The organism is Amycolatopsis sp. NPDC004368, assembly GCF_053602515.1.
Map to the genome: position 1 here is coordinate 1 of NZ_JBSGDT010000034.1, position 25374 is coordinate 25374.

The following is a 25374-nucleotide window of genomic DNA, read 5'->3' on the forward strand; positions in this document are numbered from 1 at the left end:
CGCCACCAACGACGACGAACACGCCGTATCCACCGTCACAGCAGGACCCTCAAAACCAAACGAATACGCCACCCGACCCGACAACACACTCGACAACTTTCCAACCAGAGGGCTAGTGCCAGGCTCACTGCCGTCGTGTGGCAAAATCGGGCGGTATTCCGAGTTCATTGCGCCGATAAAAACACCGGTCCTACTTCCGGAAAGTGATAATGGATCGATTCGGCCGCGTTCCAAAGACTCCCAGGCCACCTCAAGTACCAGGCGCTGCTGCGGATCCATTGCCAGCGCCTCATGCGGCGAGATACCAAAGAACCCAGCATCGAAAAGATCCGCTCCCGAAAGGAACCCACCTTGATCGGTTGACAAGGAATCCGACTCACGGCTCCGCAATTCCGCGAGGTCCCAGCCTCGATTCTCAGGCAAGGGTCCGACCGCATCGCGGCCGTCGGCGACCAGATCCCAGAGCTGCTCCGGCGACTCGACACCACCCGGAAAGCGGCAAGCGATCCCTACTATTGCGACAGGTTCTTTCTGCCGGTATTCCACAGACTTCAGCTTCCGCCTAGCCTCGTAGAGCTCGGCAGCAGTCTGCTTCAGAAAGTGCCGCAGCTTGTCGTCGTCATTCATTGTCGCCTCATTCGATAACCTCGCGCCTCGACCTGGAGGCGACAGCAGTGCTCATAAACTCAGGAAATGCCAAGTTCTTTCCCAAGGAAGTCGTACATCTCGTCGTCGGAAGCCCCCGCCAGCCTGTCGGCGACCGCCGGCCCAGGGGCTGCCGCGTCTCCCTCAAGCGCAGCAAGCAACGACGTCAGCCTGCGGATCACTGCGGGCCGTTCCTCGGGGGCAAGTTTTCCGGACGTGACGGCGGTTTCCACTGAAGCCAGCCCGACGTCCGCGGTCACCTGCCGCGGCCCTACAGCGCCGGTTCCGGCGGTGGATTCGATCAGTAGATACCGAGCCAGGGCCGCCGGGTTGGGCTCGTCGAAAAGGAGCGTCGCCGGTAGTTTCAGACCGGTCTCGGCAGCGAGCCGGTTCCTAAGTTCTACTGAGGTTAGGGAATCAAAACCCATGTCGTGAAAAGACCGTCCATGATCGATCACGCTGTCGCCGGTGTGACCCAGCACGACTCTCGTTTGGTCGGCGATCAGCTCGAGCAGAGCGTGGCGACGTTCCGGTTCTGACAGCTCGGTGAGTTTCTCCATCAACACACCGCCACCTGTTCCGGTAGCCGTCGGCCGACGCAGTGAGCCCGATGGCAAGAGGCCGCGCAGAACGAGCGGAGCGTGCTCCCCTCCGGCACGCAACACCGCCGAATCGAGCTCCATCGCGACTACGGTGGCAGTTTCCGACTGCAGCGCGGAGTCGAACAAGGCGAGTCCTCGCTCGTCGTCCAACGGCGACATACCCGATCGGACTGACCGCTGAACGTCGCGGTCATTCAATGAGGCCGTCATCCCCGTCGGCTGTACCCAGAGTCCCCAAGCGATCGCGAGTGAGGGCAAGCCGAGCCCGCGCCGGTACTCGGCAATCGCGTCCAAGCCCGCGTTGGCAGCTGCGTAGTTCGTTTGGCCCGGAGTTCCCAAAGTGCCGGCAACTGAAGAAAACATGACGAAAGCGGCCAGATCCAGATCCGCTGTCAACTCGTGTAGATGCCAGGCCGCATCGACTTTGGGACGTAGCACAGTATCCAGGCGCTCATCGCTCATCGACGCGACCACGCCGTCGTCGAGCACACCGGCGGCGTGAATCACCGCAGTCAGTGGATGCTCAACCGCGATCGTGGACAACAGCCTCTCTACCTCGCGTCGTTCTGCCAGATCACAGGCAATCACTGAGACCTCGGCCCCTGCGCCTCTCAGCTCGGCTACGAAGTCGGCGGCACCTTCTGCCGTGTCACCGCGGCGGCTGGCCAACACAACGTGACGGGACCCGTGGTGATCGACCAAATGCCGCGCGATGACCCGGCCCAGCCCACCGGTGCCACCGGTGATCAGCACCGTGCCCGCAGAGTTCCAAGAACGAGAGTCTGGCCTCGGCCGAGGTAACCTCGCCAATCGGCCAACACGGACTTCCCCACCTCGGACGGTCAATTGCGGCTCACCAGAGGCCATGGCTTCGGCCAGAACGTCCCGTCGCAATGACTGGGCTGCCGATTCGGGTTCGGTGTCGATCAGCGTGAAACGACCCGGATGCTCGGCTTGAGCGGCGCGAACCAGGCCCCAAACCGCTCGGGCCGCGATACGGGCCGACGAGCAGCCCTCATCCCCGCCGATCGCGCCTTGCGTGAGAAAGGCAAGGCGCGAGCCGCTGAACCGCTCGTCAGCCAGCCAAGTCCGGAGGTGGGCCAACACACGCGTAGTGGCATTCCGCACTGCCTCGGAGATTCCTCGGTCACCTCCGCCCTCGACCGGAATGAGCACCACTTCTGGCGGCTCTCCGTCCGTGCCGAGCACCGCCTCCAGCTCGCTGAGACTCGCCACGGTCCGCGCCCCAGCGACCGCGACGGCGCGGCCGGGAAGCCGAGCGTCGACGACGACCCACGGCGCTCGCCGGTTTGCACCCCACGCGGAGCGAGATGCGCCGTCACCACGGAATCGGATCCACTGCAAATGGAAGAGCTGATCCTGACTGTACTGTGCGGCCGCCAGAATTCGGCGAGCCTCGAATTCTCGGGTAACCAGTGAATCGATCGACGCCACGAGGCGGCCATCAGCGTCGGTCATTCGCACCGCGACCGACCCGGTCCCGTCAGTGCTCAAGTGCACACGCAGAGCAGTGGCGCCTTGGGCGTACAGCCGGACTCCATTGAAGGAGAACGGCAGGTGCCGAGCCTCATCAGCTGTCCCGGTGAGCAAATGTACCTGGAACGCCCCGTCGAGCAGAACTGGATGCAAGCCGTACCGCGAGGCACTGTCTTGCTCTGTCTCAGGAAGTCGCACTTCGGCGAACACGTCGGAATCGGCGCGCCAAACTCGCCGCAGGCTTTGGAAAACCGGGCCGTAAGTAAGCCCGACAGCGGCGAGATCCTGATAGCAAGTATCGAGTGGAACGGCTTCCGCACCGACCGGCGGCCAAGGCCCTTCCTGCGGTCCGAAACGCGTTGCGTCCACCGCCGGCAGTTCCTGCGCGAGCACACCTGTGGCGTGCTCGATCCACTCCGAGGTCGACCCGTCGGTGTCCGGTCGGGAATGTAGACGCATAACCTGCCGACCCCGCTCATCCGGACTTTCGAGCACGATTCGCAGAGACAGGCCGCCCTGATGCGGAATGATCAGCGGCGCCTGGATCGTCAGTTCTTCGATGCCCGCGCAGCCGAGCTGGTCACCAGCCCTGGTGACCAGCTCGAGAACCCCTGCGCCGGGTAGCACGACCACACCGGCCACCACATGATCGGCCAACCACGGATGAGTCGCGAGCGACAACCGGGCAGTGAAGACGATCTCGTGCCGGCCCGGCAGTTCGACTGCGGCGTCGAGAAGCGGGTGGTCCATCGCCGTCTGACCGGCGGCAGTCACGTCACCGGCGCCTCGGTCGGTCTCAGGCCAGAACCGCTCGCGCTGAAACGGGTACGTCGGCAAGTCGACCCACTCGGCGCCCGCGACGGGGTCCAGCTCGCCGAACAGCGCCGGCCAATCAATGTCGGTGCCCAGCACGTGCAGCTCGGCGGCCGACTGCAGCAAACGATCCAGCCCGCCGCGCCCGCGCCGCAACGTTCCGACGACACTCGCGACCGCGCCGGCCTCTTCGATGGTCTCTTCCAGCGCCGAGGTCAAGACCGGGTGCGGGCTGACCTCGACGAACACCTGGTGCCCGGATTCCAGCAGAGTCCGAGCCGCCTGGTGTAAAAGAACCGGCTCCCGCAAATTGGCGTACCAGTAGTGTGCGCCCATCTCGGCGGGCTCGATCGGCGCGCCCGTGACCGTCGAGCACAGCGCGGTTCGAGAACTCCCCAGTGACACCGATCCCAACGCCACGAGTAGCTCCTCGCGGATGGCGTCCACCTCTGTTCCGTGTGAGGCGTAATCCACCGCGATCTTACGCGCTTCAACTCCTCGTTCGTTCAAGTACTCGACCAGCTCTTCGACCGACGGAGCGTCGCCGGACACCACCGTGGAGTCGGGGCCGTTGAGCGCCGCGACGGCTACCCGTCCTCGCCATTTCGCCAGCAGCTCCACTGTTTCTTCGCGACTGAGCCGCAACGAAGCCATCGCCCCGCGCCCGCTCAAGACAGTCAACGCCTGCGAGCGCAGCGCCACGATTCGTGCTGCTTCCTCAAGGCTCAAAACGCCTGCCACACACGCCGCTGCAATCTCACCCTGTGAATGTCCCATCACTGCATCAGGACGAAGCCCGGCCGACTGCCATAACTCGGCCAGGCTCACCATCATCGCCCACAGCGCGGGTTGCACCACGTCCACCTGCTGCAGTGCTACCGGATCAGCCAGCACCTCACGCAACGACCACGACACCCACGGGCTGAGTGCACGCTCGCAGGCCTCCAGCGCCATGCGGAACACCGACGAGGACTCACAAAGATCTTCGGCCATACCAGCCCATTGCGAACCTTGCCCCGCGAATACGAACACCACCCCGCTCATCTCACGGGCAATTCCTGACACCACTCGCGCGTCAGGCACACCCTCGGACAGAGCGGACATCCCTTCCACCAGGCCATCCCGATCATGAGCCAGGACCACCGCACGATGTTCGAACGCAGAGCGCTCTGTCACCAACGCACGCCCGAGATCCGCCAAGCCGAGGCTGTCGTGCTCCACGACATGTTCGACGAGGTGCGCTGCCTGAGCTCTCAACCCTGCCGGCGACCGAGCCGACACCACCCATGGCACCGCGACATCCGTGCTTCGGTCGGCGTCGAAGCGCTGGCCGGTCCTGCTGTGGCCTTCCGGCCGTACAGCCGCGAGAGCCGGTGGTTGTTCGATGATCACGTGGGCGTTTGTCCCGCTGATACCGAACGAAGAAACGCCGGCACGACGCGGGTGGTCGGTGCTGGGCCAAGGCACCGTTTCAGTCAGCAGCCGGACGTTGCCAGCGGTCCAGTCGACCTGCGACGTTGGCGTGTCGACGTGCAAGGTTCGGGGGACCAAGCCCTGCTCCATGGCCATCACCATCTTGATCACACCTGCCAGACCGGCCGCGGCCTGGGTGTGCCCGATGTTCGACTTCACGGAGCCCAGAAGGAGAGGACGATCAGCCGGCCGATCCTGCCCATACGTCGCCAGCAACGCCTGAGCCTCAATCGGATCACCCAATCGAGTGCCCGTGCCGTGGGCTTCGACTACGTCGACCTCAGCCGCGGAAATACCCGAGGCGGAGAGGGCCGTCCGAATCAAGCGTTGCTGTGAAAGCCCGTTAGGCGCCGTCAGCCCGTTCGACGCTCCATCCTGGTTGACCGCCGAGCCCCGGACCACTGCCCGAACCCGATGGCCACGCCGTCGAGCATCGGACAGTCGCTCGACTACGAGCACCTCCACGCCCTCCGACCACGCGGTGCCATCCGCCTCCTCCGCGAATGACTTGCACCGGCCGTCGGCAGACAGCCCGCCTTGCCGGTCGAACTCGACGAACATGCCCGGCGTGGACATGACCGCGACCCCGCCCACCACCGCCAGATCACAGTCACCCGAGCGCAACGCCTGACCCGCCTGGTGCAACGCCACCAACGACGACGAACACGCCGTATCCACCGTCACAGCAGGACCCTCAAAACCGAAGACGTAGGCCACCCGGCCCGACAAGACACTAGGTGAGATACCGGTCAGGACAAAACCTTGAGAACTCCCCGCAGTCTCGAGTCTCGGTCCGTATTCCTGCGGGCTAGCTCCGATATAGACACCCGTCGAGGTTCCACGAAGCGATTCAGGCTTGACTCCCGCCCGTTCCAACGCCTCCCACGTGGCTTCAAGAAGCAAGCGCTGCTGCGGATCCATCGCCAGTGCCTCGCGCGGCGCGATGTTGAAGAATTCCGCATCGAAGGTAGTCGCGTCGTAGAGAAACCCGCCCCGCCGCGCAGGAGCGGTCGCGCCGGCCAGGTCGTACACCGAGTCCAAGTCCCAGCCCCGATCCGCTGGAAATTCGCCGATCCCCTCGCCTCCTGCGGCTACCAGCTGCCACAGTTCCTCTGGGGACGAGACCCCACCGGGAAGCCGACAGGCCATGCCCACGATCGCCAGGGGGTCGTCTTCCGCCACAGCAAGGGCGTCTCCCGGTGCGCGCGGGGCTTCATCACCGCCGTTCGGCCCCGCAAGCTCGCTGAGAACACGGCCGGCCAGGGAAGCTATGGTCGGATTTTCGAAGACCACAGTTGCCGGCAATTTCAACCCGGTCGCCGCGTTGATGCGCCCGCTCAGCTCGACGGTCATGACCGAGTCGAAGCCCAGCTCTTTGAACGCGGTCTTCATCTCGACGAGTCTCGCGCTCGTGAATCCCAAGATGACAGCTGCTTCCTCACGGAGCAGATCGACCAGAAGCGCTTCTTGTGCTTTTCGGCTCATCCCGGTCAGCCGCGCCTTCAGGCCGTCGGTCTCCGGCAGGGGATCGTCGTGCGAATCACTCTGACGCGAATCCGGTACGCTGACGGCGGTGGGAGAAAAGTCGCGATTTGTTAGAGGCTTGTCCGACCAATACCGTTCACGCTGAAAGGCATAAGTCGGTAAGTCCACCCACGGTTCACGTCCGGACACCTCGGGCGCCGTCAACACAGCGGTCCAGTCCACACTCGCACCGTGCACGTGCAGCTCAGCCAGAGCGCTGAGCACCGTCACCGCGTCGTCGCGATCTTTGCGCGCGACCGGAACGACCAAAGCACCATCGATGCCACTCTGCTCGATCGTCTCGGTGGTCAGCGCCGACAGCGTGGCATCCGGACCCAGATGCACGAACCGAGTGACGCCCTCACCGGCCAGAGCGCGGATGCTGTCGGCGAACCGCACTGTGGCCCTGACCTGCCCGACCCAGTAGCCCGGATCCGACAGGTCCGCACGCCGTCCGGTCACCGTCGAAATGATCGGCAGAGCGGGAGTTTGGAACGACAGCTGTGATACAACGTCGCCGAATTCCTGGAGCATCGGTTCCATCAACGGCGAGTGGAAAGCGTGAGAGACCCTCAGCCTGCGAGTCTCGAATCCACGAGCAGTAAAATGCGCTTCGAGCTCATCGACCGCGGTTTGCGCGCCAGACAGCACGACCGCGCTGGGGGCGTTGACCGCTGCGACGGACACTTGATCCGCCCGCTCGGCCACCAGGTCTGCCACAGCCCGTTCATCGGCCCGAACCGCAAGCATCACCCCTCCGGTCGGCAACTTCTGCATCAACCGACCCCGGGAAACCACCAGCCGGCACGCATCCGGAAGCGAAAGCACCCCCGCGACATACGCTGCCGAGATCTCACCGATCGAATGCCCGGCCACAAAGTCCGGCGACACGCCCCATGACTGCAGCAAGCGGAAAATCGCCACTTCAAACGCGAACAGCGCAGGTTGCGCGAACTCGGTACGACCCAGGGTGGGAGCGTAAGCCGCATCGCCGAACATCAGCTCGCCGAGCGGTCGCGGCAGCGCTTCGTCGACCAGACGGCAGACGCTGTCGAAGGACTCGGCAAAGACCGGGAACCTGGCGTGCAGCTGGCGGCCCATCCCGATCCGCTGTGAACCCTGCCCCGCGAAGACGAACGCGACAGCGCCCGCGTCATAGGTAACCCCGGAAGCAACCCGCGTGTCGGCCTTACCCTCGGCCAAAGCCGACAATCCCGACAACAGATCGGCACGATCGCGGCCTACCACAACCGCCCGGTGCTCGAGTGTCGAACGCCTGGTGACAAGTGCCAAACCGACGTCGACGGGATCCACCGCTGAATGCCGTGTCACGTGTTCAGCCAAAGACGCTGCCTGTCCTCGCAACCCGGCTTTCGACCGCGCCGAGATCACCCACGCAGAGACTCGGCCGCTTACAGAGCGGCCGAGGTTTGCCGTCGGCGCAATTCCCGGCTCCACAACCTCTGCCTGCGGCCGACTGGATACCACAACGTGGCAGTTCGTACCGCCCATGCCGAAGGACGACACTCCCGCCAGTAGTTCGCCGGTGCTGCCGTTCTCGCGGTACGGCCAGGCTTGGAGCCGATCCGCAACGCGAAGATGCCATCCGCCGAAGTCGATACCGGGGTTCGGCTGCCGAAAGTTCAGGCTCGGTGGAACGGTGCGGTGGCTTAGGGCCAGCGCTGTCTTCACCAGCCCGGCGACACCCGCCGCGCCCTCCAGGTGACCGATGTTGGTTTTCACCGAACCGACAAGCAAGGGGCGGCGCGGATCGCGCCGAGCGCCCAGGACCGCACCCAGCGCGCCTGCCTCGATCGGATCTCCCACCCCCGTTCCGGTTCCATGCAGTTCCACGTAGTCAACCTCGCACGGGTCGACTCCGGCCCTGCGGTAAGCCTCTCGCAAGACCTCCCGCTGAGCATCCAGGCTCGGGGTCAGCAGACTGTCGCCGCCGCCGTCGTTGTTCACTGCGCTGCCCCGGATCACGCAGTACACTCGATTGCCGTCTGCCATAGCCTGAATCAGCGGCTTCAATACGACGAAAGCACCCCCCTCGCCGCGGACGAAACCGTTGGCCCGTGCGTCGAATGTGTAGCACTGCCCGTCCGGCGACAGGCCACCCATCCGGGCCAGCGCCAGTGTGCTTTGGGGAATCAGGTTCAGATTCACGCCGCCCACCAGCGCAAGTCCGCAGTCGCCGGCACGCAAACTCTCCGCAGCCATGTGCACGGCCACCAGGGATGACGACTGCCCAGTATCGATAGTCAAGCTCGGACCGGTCGCCCTCAGGAAGTAGGATAGACGGTTGGCGATCATGCCACGACTGATGCCGGCGGCACTGTGATGCCCGATGCTCGAGCCGCCCTGCGCGAAGGTCAGCGCGGCATAGTCGTTCCCCATCGAGCCCACGAACACCCCAGCCCGCTCACCGCGCAGGTTGGCAGGAATGATGCCAGCATCTTCGAGAGCCTCCCAGCCCAGTTCCAGAACCAGGCGCTGCTGCGGATCCATCTCCGCCGCTTCGCGGGGTGAGATACCGAAGAAGCCTGCATCGAACCACTCGAGGTCATCGACGAATCCGCCCCACCGCGCATGCAGAGGCTCCGACGCGAACAGGTCGTCGCCGAAAGAACCGACCATCTCCCGTCGAGACTCGGGAAGCAAGCCGACCCCGCTCATTCCTCTGCTCAGCAGGTTCCAAAACGCATCAGGACGGTCCGCTTTGGGCAACCGGCACGACACACCAACGACAGCGATCAATCCACGATCAGAGGAAGAGTCAGAACGAGGCAACATCACACTCACCTGAAGGTTCGACAGCAGCGGAGCCGAGAACACGATACTTGCGCTAAAAGCACATTCAAACAGAGAACCCAAAATGAGCCATTCCCCGATACGCATGACCCATTTTTACCAGCACCGTGTTTTTGCTTTAAGATTTCACATCTTCCTGTATCCGAAATAGTGACGCGCACATATTACCAATATTCCCATTATGCATGAAACCGAAAGTTTCCAACCACCAACTGTGACTCAGATCACCGGGGATATTTGGTGCAAAATCTATTACAAATTCGAATGACAAGTTCCAACCCTTATGTCAAGGGGATTATCGTTCAATTTTTCTTGACCGATAGATCAATCTTCTCGGCCCACCAGCAATCGCCCACCACAGCTGACGGTGTCACCCGGCCGTGGTTCGAGAGCGGCAACTTCAGCTGCCGGCCGGCGTTCGCCCATCTCATCGCACGAATCAAACTCCACGACCAGAGCCTGGCGTCTCCGCGCCCACCGAGCGGATAGCCCCCAGCAGAGCTATCGGCACCCACCAGCGTCGATCACACACCCCGGCCATCGTTTCAGGCTGTCACCCGCCGCGTACCGAGGTCACAGATGACGAAGCCGCCCGAACGGCAGTCTTGTCGACGAAGGTGCGGAAGGCCGTCCGCATGCGGCGTAGCATCGGGCACACACGATCAGCCGGAGTCGTGGCGGCAAACCTCGACCAAGCCCCATTGGGTTGTTTTGGTGTTGTAACGGGGGAGTGGTGGCGGGACGGGGTGGTCTTGCTGGGTATGGGTGAAGCCCTCGGCAAGATCGAGATGTGGGTCAATCACCCGCCGAGGGCTTCGAGCCTCTTTCCTACCAGGTGAGTCTTCCCCTGTCGCGGCAGACCCTGTCCATGGTCGCCGAGCTGATCCGTGTTCACCGGGGCCGGGTGCGCTCACGCTGGCGCAAAGCCAGCCCGGGCGGGCAGGCGCTGGTGGTGCTGGCCGTGTTGCGTCACGATCCGCGTCTGGCCGACCGGGGTGGCGGCATGGGGGTGTCGGCCTCCACGGTGCGGCGCTGGGTGCTGGAAGTCATCGGCCTGCTGGCCGCACGTGCCGCACGGATGGCCCGTGTCCTGCGCCGGCTGAGCGGCCAGGGCGCGGCCGTGGTGCTGGTGGACGGGACCCTGATCCGGACCCGTCGCCGCACCGGCCGGGCCAACCGCGCGAACTACAACGGCAAACACAGACACCACGGCCTGATCGCCCTCGCCCTCACCGACGAGAACGGCCGCCTGTTGTGGATCTCGGCCGTGCTGGCGGGCAAGACCGCCGACATCACCGCCGCCCGCCGGCTACGCCTGCGTGAACGCCTCCACCACCACGGCCTGACCCCGGCCGCGGACAAAGGGTTCCCGGGCTGGCACAAAGACGTCCGCACCACCCGCCACTGCCCCATCTGCGGTGGGGTCGCTCAGCAGATCGTGCTCACCCCCTACAAAGCCGAAGCCCGCCGGCCGCTGACGAGAGCGCAGAAACAGGCCAACACGGCGTTCGCCGCGATGCGGTGCGCGGTCGAAGGCGGCTTCGCCGCCCTCAAACACTGGCGCATCCTCACCAAACTCCGGATGGCACCACGGCATGCCACCACATTGCTACGCGCTCTGCTCGTGCTCACCCAGCACGAACAAAACGTCCGCGATCGCGCCCGGGCCAGGACAGTCTGACCACTACCACACCCAACCACCCCACCCCGACCAGCCCAAACCACGATGAAAAACCCCATTGCCGGTCCGCGAGGGCGCCGCGCGAGGGCAAGCCGGCCTGCCTGGCGGTGCCGGCGATGGCCACCCACGAACCGTTCTACGCCTTCAAACCCCCGTCGAGAGCAAGTCGATCCTTACCCTGGCAACTCGCAGAGAAAGCCAGCTTCGGCATCGCGAGGCGAGTCCCCGCCGGCCCGCCGCGTGACCAGTCCAGCCGAGGCCGATCACCTTCAGCGGCCGTCGCACCGGCCTCTTCGGCCCGACGACCTGACCGATAGCCATGCCGCGCCGCTGCAGTACCAGCAGATCGATTCACCTCTGCTACAGCGTGTGGCACCGCGCTGCCCCAGCCCGCCGGCGAGACTCCCCGCTCGGAAGCGGACCTCTGCCAAAGGCGCCACAGGCGGACGTTATCGGCCACGAACGTCGAATGCGGGGACAGGCTCACGGGCACAAGCCGGGGATCAAGTCGAGCGGCGAAGCTGAGCCGGCCGGCACGATCTGCGTCCGCTTCGGCCGAGGCAAGGCCGCCCCGTCCAGGACTGCCTTCTCCGGGGCGCTGAGCCCCGGGGCGCCAGAGTGAGCCCGCAAGCTGATCACCGAGGACTGCCGGTGCCCGCGCAGTGGGCGTCCTGCCGCGTCGGCACCAAGCTCAAGGACTTCCGACGGGAATCCGTTCGCTACCGTGCCTCACGCCCGCGAGGCGATTCCCGAACTGATCGCCGCCGGAATGGGACCCTCGTGCCGCGTATCGGAATCACCGGGCGCCCCACCCTGGCCGAGGCGGCAATCCCCGTCGTCGCCGACGGCATCAGCAACGCCCTCACCGACCATCGGCCCGAAGACACCGTCGGAGTGACCTGCCTGGCCCCGCGGAGCCGACCAGGTCTTCGCCCGCGGCGTGCTGGAGCTCGGCACCTCGAGGTCGTGTTCCCCGCCGCCGGCGACCGCGAACGCAAGGTCAAACCGGACAACCTCGCCGAGTTCGGCGAGCTCCTCGCCAAGGCCGACACCGTCACGACGCTGCCGTTCGACGAGCCCAACCGAGCCGCGTACCGCCAGCGAACACGTCCTCGACACCGTCGGCAGCATGGTCGCGGTCTGGGACGGCGGCCTCTCCGGCGGACACGGCGGCGCCGCCGTGAAGGTGAGGAGGCCCCGGCACCACGCGAACCTTCACCGCGCGTTGTCGTACCGGCAGCTATCCGATATCAATCGCGTCGCTTCGACCGGAAACGACCCGCATCTCGATGCGCTGTCGATCCGCCTCCACACGCCAGACGCTTGCCGCCGCGGTGAAGCTCCGGCCCCTGCGAGCGATCGATCTCACTCACGCGGACTGCACGGCCCGGCTGTACGAGAGGGACGCCTCCAGCCGGAACAGCCGGGGTCGCCCAGACTGCTGGCCGCTCTGGCCGAGCACACCGCACAGCGAAACCCTGACGGCAATGGCGGTGAACGGCTCCTTCGCGCACGCAGGGGCACACCGATGCAGAGCTCACGTCACGAAGCCCTGTGGTCACGGCCGGGCCAGCACTTGCCCTGGATCGGCGCAGCCGGGATCACGGCGCACTGGCTCACCTGCACCACGTTGACCTGGGTCGAGCGCAACTTCGGCGACCATCGAGGAGCTCGCGGCCGCGGTGGCGGCTCTGACCGGTGAGCCCCACCCGCTCGCACTCTGCCCCCTTGAAGGCCCGCGTCCACGCCTGGCGCGAACCATCATCGCGAGCCTCGATCGTCAGCCGTCGTCGCTGTCACGACGCCACGCGGGCCTCCTGGGCACCTCGAAGCGGCGCGATCTTCTGGCTTCGAATGCGCCGTAGACATCCGATCAATGTGTGCAGTTGGCCCCTAGCCGACCCTTCACACCTACCTCTTGTCGCCCAATCTTCGGGCGACAAGAGGTAGGTGACGAGCGCCCAATCGAGCCACCTCCCTCGGGTCCGCAGCTTGGCGTCGGCTAGGCTTCCTCGTATGACATCCCCGATTCGGGGATCTATCACCGGATCTCTCTACAAAGCGACTGCTTAGAATGCAGGGTAACGGCGATCCGACGAGACTCAAGTCCGCGGCCCGGAGAGACCGGCTGCGCTGCTCTGCGCGCCCGGCGTCAGCGCGGCAGCACCCGCACCAGCCCGCGATCGGCGTCGACCTCCACGAGGTCGCCCGTGGTGATGTGGGTGACCGGGTCGGCGTCGAGGTCCGTGACGGCCGGGACGCGGGTCACGATCGCGCCGAGGGCGGCCTTCGTGGTGAGGCGGGTGAAGACCATGGCCAGGGGTGCGGTGCCGAGCAGGCGCGTCGACTGGAAGAAGCCCGACCAGCCCGAGGAGCCCTTGGCGCCGGGGAACACCAGGACCTTGCCGGTGAAGCAGACGCCGAACAGTTCGTGCCGGCGTTCGATGATCGTGCCGGTCGCGGGGTCGATCCCGCCCCAGCCCGAGATCGTTTCGTGCGACACCAGCGCCTCGCCGAGGACCCGGCCGGGCACGATCCCGCGGCCGCGGAGCACTGCCCCCGCCGCCGTCATCGGCCGGCCTTCGCGAGCGAGCCGCGCCACCGGCCGGTGACGGCGGCGTCGACGCATTCCTCGAGCGTGCCGAACCACGCCTCGATCCCGAGGATCGCCGGCAGGTAGTGGGCCTGCTTCGCGGAATCGGTCGCGAACACCCTGGTCCCCTTCGGCGCCACGCGCGACATGGCCGGGCAGGAGTCGGTGAGGACGCGGCCGCCGGCGCGCCGGATGGTGTCGGTCCAGCCGTTGCGGTCGGCGACCGTGCGCAGCGCCCGCGGGGTCATCAGCCACAGTTCGCAGCTCTCCGACAGCGTCCGGCCTTCGAGCGCGCGGGCGACCCGGCCGATCTGCTCCAGGGAGGCGTGCGGGCAGCCGATGAGCACGAAGTCGACGTCCTCGCTCTGCCCGATCGAGTTCAGCGACTCGTACACCGCACGACGTTCGGCTTCGCCGTAGCGGATCGGCTCCGGGATCGGGCCGCCACCGAACGCGGCTTCGAGCGTCGGCGCGTCGGGGGTCCGGCCCGGCAGGTGGTACATCTCGACCCCGCCCGAGGACGCGGCGGCGGCACCGAAGTGCTTGAGGTCGGCCAAATCCGGAGACCCGAGGTCGCCGATCACCACGGGCCGCTCCTCCTGGACGACGTCGCCGGCGAAGTAGCCGAGCAGCCCCCAGTCCTGGAACCCGTCGAGGGCCAACGTGGTCTCGATCAGGTGCGTGCCGAAGCGGTTCTCCCGGTGGTGGTTGCCCCAGCACGGGATCCGGCCGGTCAGGCTCGCGGCACCGGTCGACGCACCGCCTTCGCAGTTGGTGCGCGCGCCCAGCACGGAATTGGCGTAGACGACCGCCGAGGACTCCATCCACGCGATGTGCTCGCCGTAGGTCGGGAGGTTGCCCACCTGGTACGGCGTGCAGGTCGCCAGCACGTTCACCCCGCGGCTGGTGGCGAACGCCTCGGCCTCGGCCTGCAGGTCGATCTTGTGCTCGGGGTAGGGCATGATGCCGCGGGCGTCCTCGCCGAACCCGTGCTGCAGCTGGCAGGTCGGGACCGCCATCGGCGGGATCTCCAGCTCGTCGTCGCAGTCGAGGCTGATGACCGAGAACGCCTTCGCCCAGCCCCCTTCGGCCACGAGCTTTTCCTTGGCCGGTGAGGGTTGTGTCGTCGTGCCCGCGACATTGCGGGTCTCGCACAGCCGCTCGGCGCCGAGCGCGTCGGCGTACCGGATCAGCAGGTCCATTGCCGCCGCGACCGCGCCGCCCTCGGCTCCGTCACGCATCCGCTTCTCTTCGTCGGTCAGCCACACCACCGCTCAGCCCTCCACGTTGTCGCGGATGCGGTCACGCAACGCCGCCAGGTCGACGTCGTGGACGTCGCCACCGAAGGTCAGGTCCAGCGCGTGCGCGGCCGCGCTGCCCATGGCCGAGCACGGACCCATGACCCGGACACTCGACAGCGCCGCCGCATCGCCGTCGACGCACCGGCCGGCCGCGACCAGGTTCCGGGCGTGCGGCGAAGTCAGGCTGCGCAGCGGCACGTAGTGGACGTGGTCCGGCTCGAACGTCTCCCACGCGTAACCCGACGCGCGGTCGTGCAGCTCGACCGGCCACGCCGTGCGCGCCACCGCGTCCTCGAACGCGGTGCCGGCGCGGACCTCGTCGAGGGTGAGCTGGTGGTCGGCGGCCAGCCACCGCGTCTGCCGGCGGCCCGGAAACCCGTACGCCAGCACGGAAGCGTCCTTGAACGCGGCCGGGAACTCGGTGCGCAGGAACTCCACGACCCGGTCCGCCTGCGCCCGGCCGCGCAGCTGCGCCTCGGTCGCCTCGACCGCGCTCAGCGGCGCCTCGACGTGGGTCATGTTCATCACGGCGGTGTTGCGCCCCGGGAAGAAGAAGGCAAGTCCGTCCCGCCGGATGAGGCCGTACTCGTCGGCCTTCTCGTCGATGCGGGCGACCAGCTCGGCCGGATCGGGTCTGGCCGACTCGACGAGCCCGGTGAGCCGGATCTGCTGCGAGCCCCACACGGTCCGCTCCGGCACCCGGCACGGCAACCCGGCCTCCCAGGCCAGCGCGGCGTCGCCGGTGGCGTCCACAAAACCCCGGGCGCGCACCGAGACCGGGCCGTAGCGGGTCGCGAAGTCCACCTGCTCGATCACCTCGCCATCGAGTCCGACCGCGCTGATCGACGCCCCCAGCACCACCCTGATCCCCAGCTCCGACACGAGGTTCTCGAACCAGCGGCCCAGAGCCACCTCGTTGTAGGGCACGGTCTGGGTGTGCGTGCGGTTGTACGCGATGTCGCCGGTGCGCTCCAGTGCCGGGAACATCTCGTCGAAGATGCCGTGGGTCAGCTGGTGGTATTCGGGCGCGTTGCCGTAGATCCCGCAGAACAGCCCGATCATCGAGTTCACGCACTGTCCACCCAGGACCGGCAGCGCGTCGACGAGCACCACGTCGCGGCCGAGCCGTTTCGCGTCGATCGCGGCCGTGAGGCCGGCGATCCCCGCGCCGACGACGAGGAGGTCGGCCTCGAGCGTTTCGGCGGAGCGGTCGGCGGGCCGGGTGACGGTGTCGATCCGCAGCGTGGACAGTGCGTGAGGCAAGAAGAACTCCTTAGGACGAGGTGGACGAACGGCGCAGCGTCGCGCCCCGGTCGAGCGGCACGACGGCGTCGGCGTACACACCGAGCCACGAACCGGGGCGAGCGGGCCACGTCTGCGGCGCCCGGGTGCCGAAGTAGTCGGCGAGCCGGCGGTCGAGTTCGGCCGGCGCCACGAGCAGGTCGACCGTGCGGGCCGGCACGTCGATCGCGATCTCGTCGCCGGTGCGCACGACCCCGAGCGGGCCGGGCACACCGCCTTCGGGCGTGACTTCCCCGACGACGATGCCTTTGTTGACCAGCCCGGAGAGCTGCCCGTCGGTGACGAAGGCGACCTGTTCGCTCAGCCCGGCACCGTTCAGCGCGAACACCACGGCCGACGCCATGCCCATCCCGGGTGTTCCGGTGACGCCCAGTCCGCGGAGCACGAGCACCTCACCGGGTTGCACCTCGCCGCGCTCGATCGCGGCGGTGGCCTCGGGCGCCGACTCGTAAACCCGCGCCGGGCCGCGGAAAGCCCGCGCCCGCGTCTCGGTCACGGAGAGTTTCACGATCCCGGTGCCGGGACAGAGAGTGCCGCGCATCAGCACGATCGTCGACTCCGGCCGGATCGGCTCGGCCCGGATCACGGTCGCGTCGACCACCGCGCCGGCGAGGTTCTCGGCCATCGTGCGGCCGTTCATGGTCTCCACCGAGCCGTCGACGACGTCGCCGAGCTGGGCCAGCACCGCGCGGGCGCCCCCGGCGTCGTCGAACTGCTCGATCGAGACCGGGCCGTTGGGCCGCACGGCCGTGAGCGGGCCGACTTCGCGGCCGAGCTCCTCGAAGAGGCCGTGCACGTCGAAGTCGCCGGGCAGCTCGGCGGCGATCGCCTCGAGGTGCTTGACCGCGTTGATCGATCCGCTCACCGCGATCACCGCGGCCACCGCGTTGCGGACCGCACCGGCCGTCATCACGGTGCTGGGCCGCCGATCGGCCGCCACCGCAGCCAGAATCGCGGCACCCGAGGCGCGGACCGCGGCCCACATCGTGGCGCCGTTGGCGCGGGTCGGCGCCGTGCCGGGCAGCGCCATGCCGAGCGCCTCGGCGACGATGTGCATCGTGTTGGCTGTGCCCATGCCGGTGCAGACGCCGGGGCTGGTGATCGCGCGATCCGACTCGGCGCACAGGTCCTCGAAGGTGATCGCGCCCGAAGCCAGCTTCCCGGCGTCCACGAACACGTCCTCGATGTCCACGCGCCGGCCGCTGTCGAGGGCCCCGCAGCTGTGGTAGCCGCAGGCGATGACCAGCGTCGGCACATCGGTGCGCGCGGCGGCCATCAGCTGCCCCGGCGTGGTCTTGTCGCACGAGGCCAGGCAGACCATGCCGTCGAGCTGGGCGCCCTCCACGACGGCTTCGATGTCGAAGGACACCAGGTCACGGCCCGAGAGGACGTAACCACCGCCGCGGCCGGCGGCCATGATGAAATCGGTCGGCGCCACCGTGCGGATCTCGAACGCCAGCCCGCCCGCGGCGTCGATCGACTCCCGCACCGCGGCGGCGATCGGGTCGAGGTGCGAGAAGCACGGGGCCAGGCCGGACGACGAGTTGACCACGGCGATCTTGGGCCGCCGGATCTGCTCGTCGGTGTAGCCCATCGACTTCCACTGCGTCCGGGTCGTCGCCCAGCGGGGCGAGCCGACCGGGTGGTTGCTGCGCGTGGCTCCTCCTTCGGTTCGCGGCGGGGTCATTCGGCCGCCTGCGTCGCCCGGCCCGATTCGACCGGCGTGCCGAGCAGCACGGTGCCCTTGGTCTCCGGGCCGATCCACGCGCCGATGAAGAAGAGCACTCCGCCGAGCACGATCAGCACCACCGCGGTGTACTCGTACGGCAGCACCGTCTGCAGCACGGTGATCCAGACGCTGTAGAGCGCGGGCAGGATGAGGCTGAGGGTGTAGACGGTGCCGTAGCCCGAGGAGCGGACTCCGGCGCCGAAGCGCTCGTTGAGGTACACGACCAGGCAGCCGAGCGGCGCGTTGGGCAGCACGAAGGCGACGAACGCGACGATGCCGATCGGCAGGAACCCGGCGCCGGACCGCGCGAGCAGCACGAGGACCACGTACGCGACGCTCGCCCCGACGGTGATGGCGACGGCGCACCCCAGCAGCAGTTTCCGGCGGCCGATCCGCTGGCCCAGCACGCCGGCGAGGATCATGCCGATGATCGTCGCGACGTTGGCGATGATCTCCAGCGTGCTCACGTTGGACGGGTTCTGGTGCAGCACGCCGACGAGGAGCCCGGGCATGAAGGACAGCACGATCTGGGCGGCGAACCACATACCGGTCATCAGGAGGAAAACCTGCCCGAAACCGCGGATGTTGCGCCGGCTGAACAGTTCGAAAAGCGGCGCGCGATTTCCCTTGCGCGATTTCTTGAGCTCTTCGAGGTCGACCTCTTTGACCCGCGAATAGTAGGCGACGTACGCGATTCCGAGCACGAAGCCGAAGAAGAAGGGAATGCGCCAGCCCCAGGATTGCAGGTCCGGGCCGGAGAACCGTTCCAGCACCACGAGCTGGATCACGCTGATGAGAGTGATGGCCGCGGGCGCGCCGGCCGCCATCACACCGCCGACCAGCCCGCGCCGGCTCATCGGCGAGCGTTCGATGGCCAGCGGCACCGGCCCGGCGTAGCCGCCGCCCAGGAAGACGCCGCCGATCAGGCGGAGCAGGATCAAGCCGACGATCGAGCCATAACCCCAGGTCGCGTACCCCGGCATCAACCCGATGAGCAGCGTGACGATCGTGAACCCGACGCCGGTGATCAGGGTGACGCGGCGGCGTCCGATCTTGTCGGCCAGGTTGCCGAAGATCGGCCCGCCGATCGGCCGGCCCAGCAGGGTGACGACGAAGATGACCGTCACCAGCGTGACCTTGGTCGTGGCCGGCATGGAGGGCGGTTCGAAGTAGTCCATCACCGCCGGCAGCACGAGTGCGGGCAGATAGATGTCGAAGCTGTCGACGAACAATGAGAGGATGCCGCCGACGATCGATCGTCGTGCTTCCGGAGTCAGTCGCTCGTCTGGCGTGGATACGGTCGTCGACATCCAGGGAATTCCTTCCGATCACGAATACCGCTCCGCTGCGATATGTCGCTGACAACGAAGGAGTCTAGGAATCCCCGTCGGAGCCCGGAAGTCAGAAATCCTGATCCCGATAATCAGCCTGGGTTATGGTTGGCACCCCCAGCCCAGCCGCTCAGCCCAGCGCCTCGCCGATGCCGCGCAACGCCTCGCGCAGCCAGGCGTGCGCGGGATCGAGGTCGAGATCGTCGTGCCACCACAGCGTTTCGACGATCCCCTCCGGCTCCCCGGGGCACTCCAGCACGGAGATGTCGGAGTGCTGCGCGAACTCGGCGGCGAGCCGGCGCTGCACGAGCGCGATCCGGTGGGTGCCGACCACGAGCGCGGGCACGGCCTGGTAGCTCTCCACGCTCATCGCGACGCGCGGCGCGAGCCCCAGCGCGGCGAGCCGGCGCGACACCGGCGGCAGCGGCACACCCGGCTCCCGGTGGTACGGCACGACCCAGTCGAGCCGCTGCAGGTCCGCCAGGGTGAGCCCGGCGCTGCCGAGGTCGTGGCCGGCCCACACGACGCAGACCCACTCATCGCGGAACAGCTCGGCCGAGCGCAGCCGCGGCAGTTCCTCCAGCTCGATCGGCGGCGCGACCACCCCGTCGACGAACCGGACGACCCGCGGCAGGTCCGCGCTGAGCGACTCGCGCACGAGCCGGATCCGCAGCCGGGCCCGCGGCGCCTCCCGCTCGAACAACTCGGCCAGCGGCTGCCCGATCACGGCGAGCGTGTAGTCGGCCATCAGCAACGTGAACTCGCGCACCGACGTACCGGGCGCGAAGCTCGACCCGGTGGCGAACAGCTGCTCGGCCGCCGCGCACACGTCCTCGACCTGGCGTCCGAGCTGCCGGGCCAGCGGGGTCAGGACGTAGCCGCGGCCCTCGCGGACCAGCAGCTCGTCGTCGAAGTGCCGGCGCAGCCGCGCCAGTGCCGCGCTCAACGCCGGCTGACTGACCCCGACCCGCTCCGCCGCGCGCGTCACATTCCGCTCGCGCAGCAGCTCCCGGAGCACCACGAGCAGGTTCAGGTCGAGCCCGGCCAGCTGCGTCGTCCGCCTGCTCACCCGGCTCCACCCGCTCTGTTCCCGGCCATTCCGGAAACCTTACGGTGCCGCGTGAGGCCACTGCCGCAGGATCGTTCAGGTTGACCCGCTGTGGTCGGACTGGTCATACTCGCAGGCCGGTCGGGGTCTGTGCGCCGGGCATGCCGAAACGTCCCGATCCGAGCGGCTACCGGACTCCGGGGAAGGAAACGGCCGGCGCGGCGAGGCGGCCCGGTGGTCAGCCGGCCAGCTCGACGACGATCTTGGCGATGCGGCGCTCCCGCGTCTCCGGCCGCTTGGCCGAGGCCACCCCTTCGGCTCGCTCCCGTTGCGCGGTATGGGAAAGCCGGTCGAAGGCCGCCCGGGCGCCGGGGTGTGCGCCGAGTGCGGCGGCGAGGTCGTCCGGGAGCTCGACGGTGCGCTGCGCGGTGTCGAGCTCCACCGTGACCTCGACCTCGTCGCCCGCGGCGACGCCGGCGGCCTCGCGGTTGGCCACGCTGAGCGGCAGCATGAGCGCGCCGCCGTACACCGCGATCGTGCTGCGGTAGGTGTGCGCGCCGAGCGTGACCAGGACCCGCGGCCGCTTGCCCGAGTCCAACGCCGCGACCACGTCGGCCGGCACGGTGAACCCGGTCGCCGTCCTGCCGCCCAGCTCGATCCGGGTGACGAACGTTGCGCTCACGGCTTCCCCAGCGGTGACGACGGTGCGCCCCGAGCGCACCCCCGCGAAGAGCCGCGCGGCCGACACCGGGCTCGGGTGATGAGCAAGCGCTTAGAATGAGCAGCGGTTCACGCACGCCGGGCGCGGCAGCAGATCTGGGAGGATCGCCGGATGACGACTTCGCTCTCGGCCGAGCTGTGGCCCGACGTGCAGCCCGAGACCGCGCGCCGGCTCATGCTCGCCGGCGTGGAGTCCTTCGCCAAGCGTGGTTACCACGCCACGACCACGCGCGACATCGCCGGCGCCGCGGGCATGAGCCCCGCCGCGCTGTACGTGCACTTCCCCTCGAAGGCCGCGCTGCTGTTCGAGATCAGCCGCAGCGGCCACGAGCAGACCCTGGCGCTGGTGGAGAACGCGCTGGAGCGGGCCGAGGACCCGGTCGGGCGCATCCGGCTCGTCGTCGAGGACTTCGTGGCCTGGCACGCGCGGCGGCACACGGTGGCGCGGGTCGTGCAGTACGAGCTCAACGCCCTGCCGGAGAAGGAGTTCGAGGTCGTCACCGAGCTGCGGCGGCGCATCGAGCGCATCGTGCGGGACGTGATCAGCGCGGGCGCCGCGTCCGGCGCGTTCTCCGTCGCCGACCCGCACACGGCGGCGCGGGCGGTGCTGTCCCTGGGCGTGGACGTGGCCCGCTGGTACAGCGAGCGCACCCGCCAGACGCCGGCCGCGCTCGGCAAGGAGTACGGCGAGCTGGTGCTGCGGATGCTCGGGGTGCCCGAGAGCTCAGTCTGAGCGCCGGCTGCCGGCTGCTGCCGCGGCGAAGCGTTCGGCGACACGGGCCAGCCGGTCGACCAGACCCGGCGGGGCGTCCTCCACCACGAAGTCGTAGTCCCACTGCGCCAGGTAGAAGGGCGCCGCGGCGAGGTCGGTCAGGCCGGTGCGCAGCCGGCAGGTGTGCGCGTCCACGGGCTCGACCACGCCGGCGGTCGGCGGTACGCGCGCCGCGAGCACCTCGGCGGGCACCGCCACGCGCAGGGTCACCTGATGGGGATAAGGGGCGGCGGAGATCGCCTGCGACACGTACGCGGCGAGGTCGTGCGCGGGCGGTTCGCGCGGGGTGAAGCGGAACCCGGGCACGGGCACGTCGTCGAGGCGGTCGACGCGGAACGTGCGCCAGCCGTCGCGGCCCAGGTCGTAGGCAACGAGGTACCAGCGGCGGCCGGTGTGGACCAGGCGCAGGGGCTCGACGTCGCGTTCGGTGACCGTGCCGGTGTGGTTGGCGTAGGTGAAGCGCAGCCGTTCGTGGTCGCGGCAGGCCGCGGCGATCACGGTGAGCACCTCGGCGTCGACGACCGGTCCCCCGCCGCCGAGCTGCAGCATCGCCGAGCCCATGGCGCTCACGCGGTGGCGCAGCCGCGCGGGCAGCACCTGCTCGAGCTTGGCCAGCGCCCGCACCGACGTCTCCTCGATGCCCGACACCGTGCCGTTGGCCGCTGTGCGCAGGCCGACCGCCACGGCCACGGCCTCGTCGTCGTCCAGCAGCAACGGCGGCAGCGCGGCTCCCGCACCCAGCCGGTAGCCACCGGCGACACCCGGCGTCGCGTGCACCGGGTAGCCCAGGCCACGCAGACGTTCGACGTCGCGGCGGATCGTGCGCACGTCGACGCCCAGCCGGTCGGCCAGGTCCGGCCCCGGCCAGTCGCGGCGGGCCTGCAGCAAGGACAGCAGGCGCAGGAGCCGCTCCGAGGTTCCGTACATGCGGGTCACTCTGCCAGACCTCGAGGACAGATCCCGTCCGCTTTCGGCGTGGACTTGCCTCCGGCCGAGGGGAGGCGGTGAAGTGTGGACCATGCAGATCGATCCGCACGCGTTGCTCGCCGTCGCCCGCGAGGAAGCCGAGCTCGGGAAGGCCGAGGGCGGGGTGCCGATCGGCGCCGCCCTCTTCGACAGCGCCGGTGCGCTCCTGGGCCGCGGCCACAACCGGCGCGTGCAGGACGGTGACCCGTCGCTGCACGCGGAGACCACGGCGTTCCGCAACGCCGGGCGCCGGCCCCACTACCGCGACACGATCATGGTCACCACGCTCTCGCCGTGCTGGTACTGCAGCGGCCTCGTCCGCCAGTTCGGCATCCCGCGGGTGATCATCGGCGAGGCCGAGACGTTCTCGGGCGGCCACGACTGGCTCGCCGAGCACGGCGTGCGCATCGAGGTCCTCGACGATCCCGCGTGCACGGCGCTGATGAAGGAGTTCATCGAGACCCGGCCGCAGCTGTGGTTCGAGGACATCGGCGTTCCGTCCACTTCGGGCTGAAACGCTCACTCGGCGGAGACGGTGCGGTTGCGGCCCTCGGTTTTCGCGCGCCGCACGGCTTTCACGGCGGCCGCGAACACCGCGTCCGGCGTCTCGCCGACAGCGGGACAGGACGCGACCCCGACGGACACCGTCGCCCAGGCGAACTGCGGGCTGCCGTAGGGCGCCTTCACCGCGACGGCCGTGGAAGCCACGCGCAGGCGGATGCGTTCGGCGATCGCGAGGGCGTCGAACGGCCTGGTACCCGGCAGGAGCACGGCGAACTCGCCGCCGCCCGAACGACCGACGAGGTCGGCGGCGCGGACCTCGGCGCGCAGGGCGTGGGCGATGGCCCGCAGCACGGCGTCGCCGGTGCGGCGGCCGTGGCGGGCGTTGACGTCGCCGAAGCGGTCGAGGTCGAGCACCAGCACGGAGTACGCGGGCGCCGGCTGCACGCGGACGGCAGCCCACCAGGCGCACGCGGTGAGGGCGCCGGTGCCCGCGTCGGCCGTCGGCTCGCCCCGGGGCGTGGCGCCCACGCCGCCTCGGTAGAGCACCACCAGCGCCGCGACGAGCAGCGGTACCACCAGCGGAGCGTCGACCACGGCCCACGCGAGCGCGATGCCGAGGCCGACCATCACGGCGTCGAACAGCAACCCGGCCCGGGCCTGCCGGTAGCCGCGCACGACTCCGGTGAGCGCGCCGGCGGCGAGCGTGAACACCAGGGCCGCCACCACGAGCAGTCCCATGAGCCGCACGTCGCCCAGCGAGCTCGGCGGCATCGGCACCGTCAACGCGAGGAACCGGCCGGCGAGCAGCACGGCCAGCGTCGTCGCCGCGACCTCGAACACCTGCCGGTACGGCGCGTGCCGGCGCACCCGCAGCCACCGGTGCAGGCCCGACACCGCCGCGAGCCCCACCGCCGCCACCGGCGGCAGCACCACCGCGCCGGCGAAGACCCAGGGCGTGCCGAAACCGGGTCCCAGCAACGTTTCCCCGCGGCCCCGCTCGGCCGACCGGCTCAGCTCCACACTCACCACCAGCCCGGCCACCAGCACGGCGAACCGCGCCGTTCCCGTGACCGGCACCGGAACCAGCACCGCGACAGCGATGGTCGCCCCCAGCGCCACGACGTCCACCAGCAGCACGAGCGCGCAGGTCCGCACCCGCCACAGCTCCCAGCCCGCGAGCCGGCGCCACGGGCCCTCTCCGGCCGCCGCCGGATCCCCCACCATTGCGGCAAAATAGCGGGTTCACCGGGGTTTAGGCACCTTCTTAAGTGGGGGCCGGGCGTTCCCGGGTGCCGGTGATCGGCGCGTCGGACGTGGGGGCGGTCGTTCGGAGCCGGGACGCGGCGGGATGGGTCGCGACTGCGGTGAGAGTGATCACCGGGAGAACGTGATTGGCCGGCGGCGGAGTCGGCAAGCCTTCGAACTGAAGCCGATCACGGTTTCGACCGACGAGAAGAGGAGCTTCCCATGAAGACGACCATTCGCCGTATCGTCGCCGCCGGTGCGATCGCGCTGCCGCTCACGCTCGGGGCCGCCGGGATCGCCTCGGCCGACACGTACACCGACACCAGCGTGTCCGCCGGGCCGGACGGCGTGAGCACCAGTTCCACGCATGCCAGCACGGGCGACCACGGCGGAGGCGGCGCTTCCTACCAGCAGCACAACAGCATGGCAGGCCCGGACGGCGCGACCAGCGACCACACGACGGCGACCACTGGCGGCCACGGTGACAACGGTGGCGCGAGCTTCGACCAGGGCCAGAACTGGGCCGGGCCGGACGGCGCGTCGTCGAGCCACACCAGCTCGAACACCGGTACGGGCACGGACAGCGGCTCGGGCCACGGGGTCCTGACCGGGATCGTGGGCAGCCTGGGGCTGTAAGCCCCGGCCCACAGGGGGAAGGTGGCCGGCTGCCTGGCGCAGCCGGCCACCACTCGTGTCACCGACCGTCGCCCGACCACGGGTTTCCCGCTCACCGGCACATGCGGAGTTCACCCGCTCGACACCGGCCGTCCCGGATCGCGTCACGGAGCGCGTGTCTACTGAGCCGTCCTTTCAC

The 25374-nt window shown here is 68.4% G+C and carries 16 protein-coding genes; 4 read left to right on the top strand and 12 right to left on the bottom strand.

Translation table 11 applies throughout. The features are described 5' to 3' along the window. The coding region (locus ACWEOE_RS33480; RefSeq protein ID WP_452016308.1) for a beta-ketoacyl [acyl carrier protein] synthase domain-containing protein at nt 1-627 on the bottom strand (627 nt) is incomplete at its 3' end. Between the two features lie 59 nt (nt 628-686). Continuing rightward, entirely contained in the window at nt 687-9455 is an 8769-nt protein-coding gene (locus ACWEOE_RS33485; protein WP_452016310.1) for a type I polyketide synthase, read from the bottom strand. Nucleotides 9456-10236: 781 nt separating this feature from the next. Here ACWEOE_RS33485 and ACWEOE_RS33490 point away from each other — a divergent pair. Further along, nucleotides 10237-11049, top strand: coding sequence for a transposase family protein (locus ACWEOE_RS33490; RefSeq protein ID WP_452016312.1), 813 nt, complete (start codon nt 10237-10239; stop codon nt 11047-11049). A gap of 729 nt (nt 11050-11778) precedes the next feature. On the opposite strand, the gene ACWEOE_RS33495 is transcribed toward ACWEOE_RS33490, so the two are convergent. The 8 genes from ACWEOE_RS33495 to ACWEOE_RS33530 form a co-directional block, all read right to left on the bottom strand. Beyond that, nucleotides 11779-12180, bottom strand: a complete 402-nt coding sequence (locus ACWEOE_RS33495) for a hypothetical protein (RefSeq protein WP_452016314.1) — start codon at nt 12178-12180, stop codon at nt 11779-11781. 1021 nt (nt 12181-13201) lie between these two features. Beyond that, entirely contained in the window at nt 13202-13621 is a 420-nt protein-coding gene (locus ACWEOE_RS33500; protein WP_452016316.1) for an aconitase X swivel domain-containing protein, read from the bottom strand. Then, complete coding sequence (locus tag ACWEOE_RS33505; RefSeq protein WP_452016318.1) at nt 13618-14913, bottom strand: aconitase X; 1296 nt, start codon at nt 14911-14913, stop codon at nt 13618-13620. The genes ACWEOE_RS33500 and ACWEOE_RS33505 overlap by 4 nt, the downstream gene beginning before the upstream one ends. 3 nt (nt 14914-14916) lie before the next feature. Then, the gene (locus ACWEOE_RS33510) at nt 14917-16206 is read right to left on the bottom strand and encodes an FAD-dependent oxidoreductase (RefSeq protein ID WP_452016320.1); all 1290 of its coding nucleotides are present in this window, start codon (nt 16204-16206) and stop codon (nt 14917-14919) included. Between the two features lie 10 nt (nt 16207-16216). Then, complete coding sequence (locus ACWEOE_RS33515) at nt 16217-17932, bottom strand: dihydroxy-acid dehydratase domain-containing protein (RefSeq protein ID WP_452016322.1); 1716 nt, start codon at nt 17930-17932, stop codon at nt 16217-16219. After that, nucleotides 17929-19284, bottom strand: coding sequence for an MFS transporter (locus ACWEOE_RS33520; protein WP_452016324.1), 1356 nt, complete (start codon nt 19282-19284; stop codon nt 17929-17931). Before ACWEOE_RS33520 ends, ACWEOE_RS33515 begins: the two co-directional genes overlap by 4 nt. Before the next feature lie 151 nt (nt 19285-19435). Then, nucleotides 19436-20374: a LysR family transcriptional regulator gene (locus tag ACWEOE_RS33525; RefSeq protein WP_452016326.1), complete on the bottom strand. Its 939-nt coding sequence runs from the start codon at nt 20372-20374 to the stop codon at nt 19436-19438. A gap of 217 nt (nt 20375-20591) precedes the next feature. After that, on the bottom strand, nt 20592-21035 hold the full coding sequence (locus tag ACWEOE_RS33530) for a YdeI/OmpD-associated family protein (RefSeq protein WP_452016328.1): 444 nt from the start codon (nt 21033-21035) through the stop codon (nt 20592-20594). Between the two features lie 150 nt (nt 21036-21185). On the opposite strand from ACWEOE_RS33530, the gene ACWEOE_RS33535 reads away from it, so the two are divergent. Beyond that, complete coding sequence (locus tag ACWEOE_RS33535) at nt 21186-21806, top strand: TetR/AcrR family transcriptional regulator (RefSeq protein WP_452016330.1); 621 nt, start codon at nt 21186-21188, stop codon at nt 21804-21806. Here the strand turns inward: ACWEOE_RS33535 and ACWEOE_RS33540 are convergent. Then, on the bottom strand, nt 21798-22772 hold the full coding sequence (locus ACWEOE_RS33540) for a helix-turn-helix transcriptional regulator (RefSeq protein WP_452016332.1): 975 nt from the start codon (nt 22770-22772) through the stop codon (nt 21798-21800). The genes ACWEOE_RS33535 and ACWEOE_RS33540 overlap by 9 nt on opposite strands. Nucleotides 22773-22863: 91 nt before the next feature. Here ACWEOE_RS33540 and ACWEOE_RS33545 point away from each other — a divergent pair, with 91 nt between their 5' ends. Then, nucleotides 22864-23325, top strand: coding sequence for a nucleoside deaminase (locus tag ACWEOE_RS33545; RefSeq protein ID WP_452016334.1), 462 nt, complete (start codon nt 22864-22866; stop codon nt 23323-23325). A 5-nt stretch (nt 23326-23330) separates the two neighbouring features. On the opposite strand, the gene ACWEOE_RS33550 is transcribed toward ACWEOE_RS33545, so the two are convergent. Beyond that, the gene (locus ACWEOE_RS33550) at nt 23331-24539 is read right to left on the bottom strand and encodes a diguanylate cyclase (RefSeq protein WP_452016336.1); all 1209 of its coding nucleotides are present in this window, start codon (nt 24537-24539) and stop codon (nt 23331-23333) included. A 243-nt stretch (nt 24540-24782) separates the two neighbouring features. On the opposite strand from ACWEOE_RS33550, the gene ACWEOE_RS33555 reads away from it, so the two are divergent. Next, nucleotides 24783-25196, top strand: coding sequence for a hypothetical protein (locus ACWEOE_RS33555; RefSeq protein ID WP_452016338.1), 414 nt, complete (start codon nt 24783-24785; stop codon nt 25194-25196). The last annotated feature ends 178 nt before the right edge of the window (nt 25197-25374 follow it).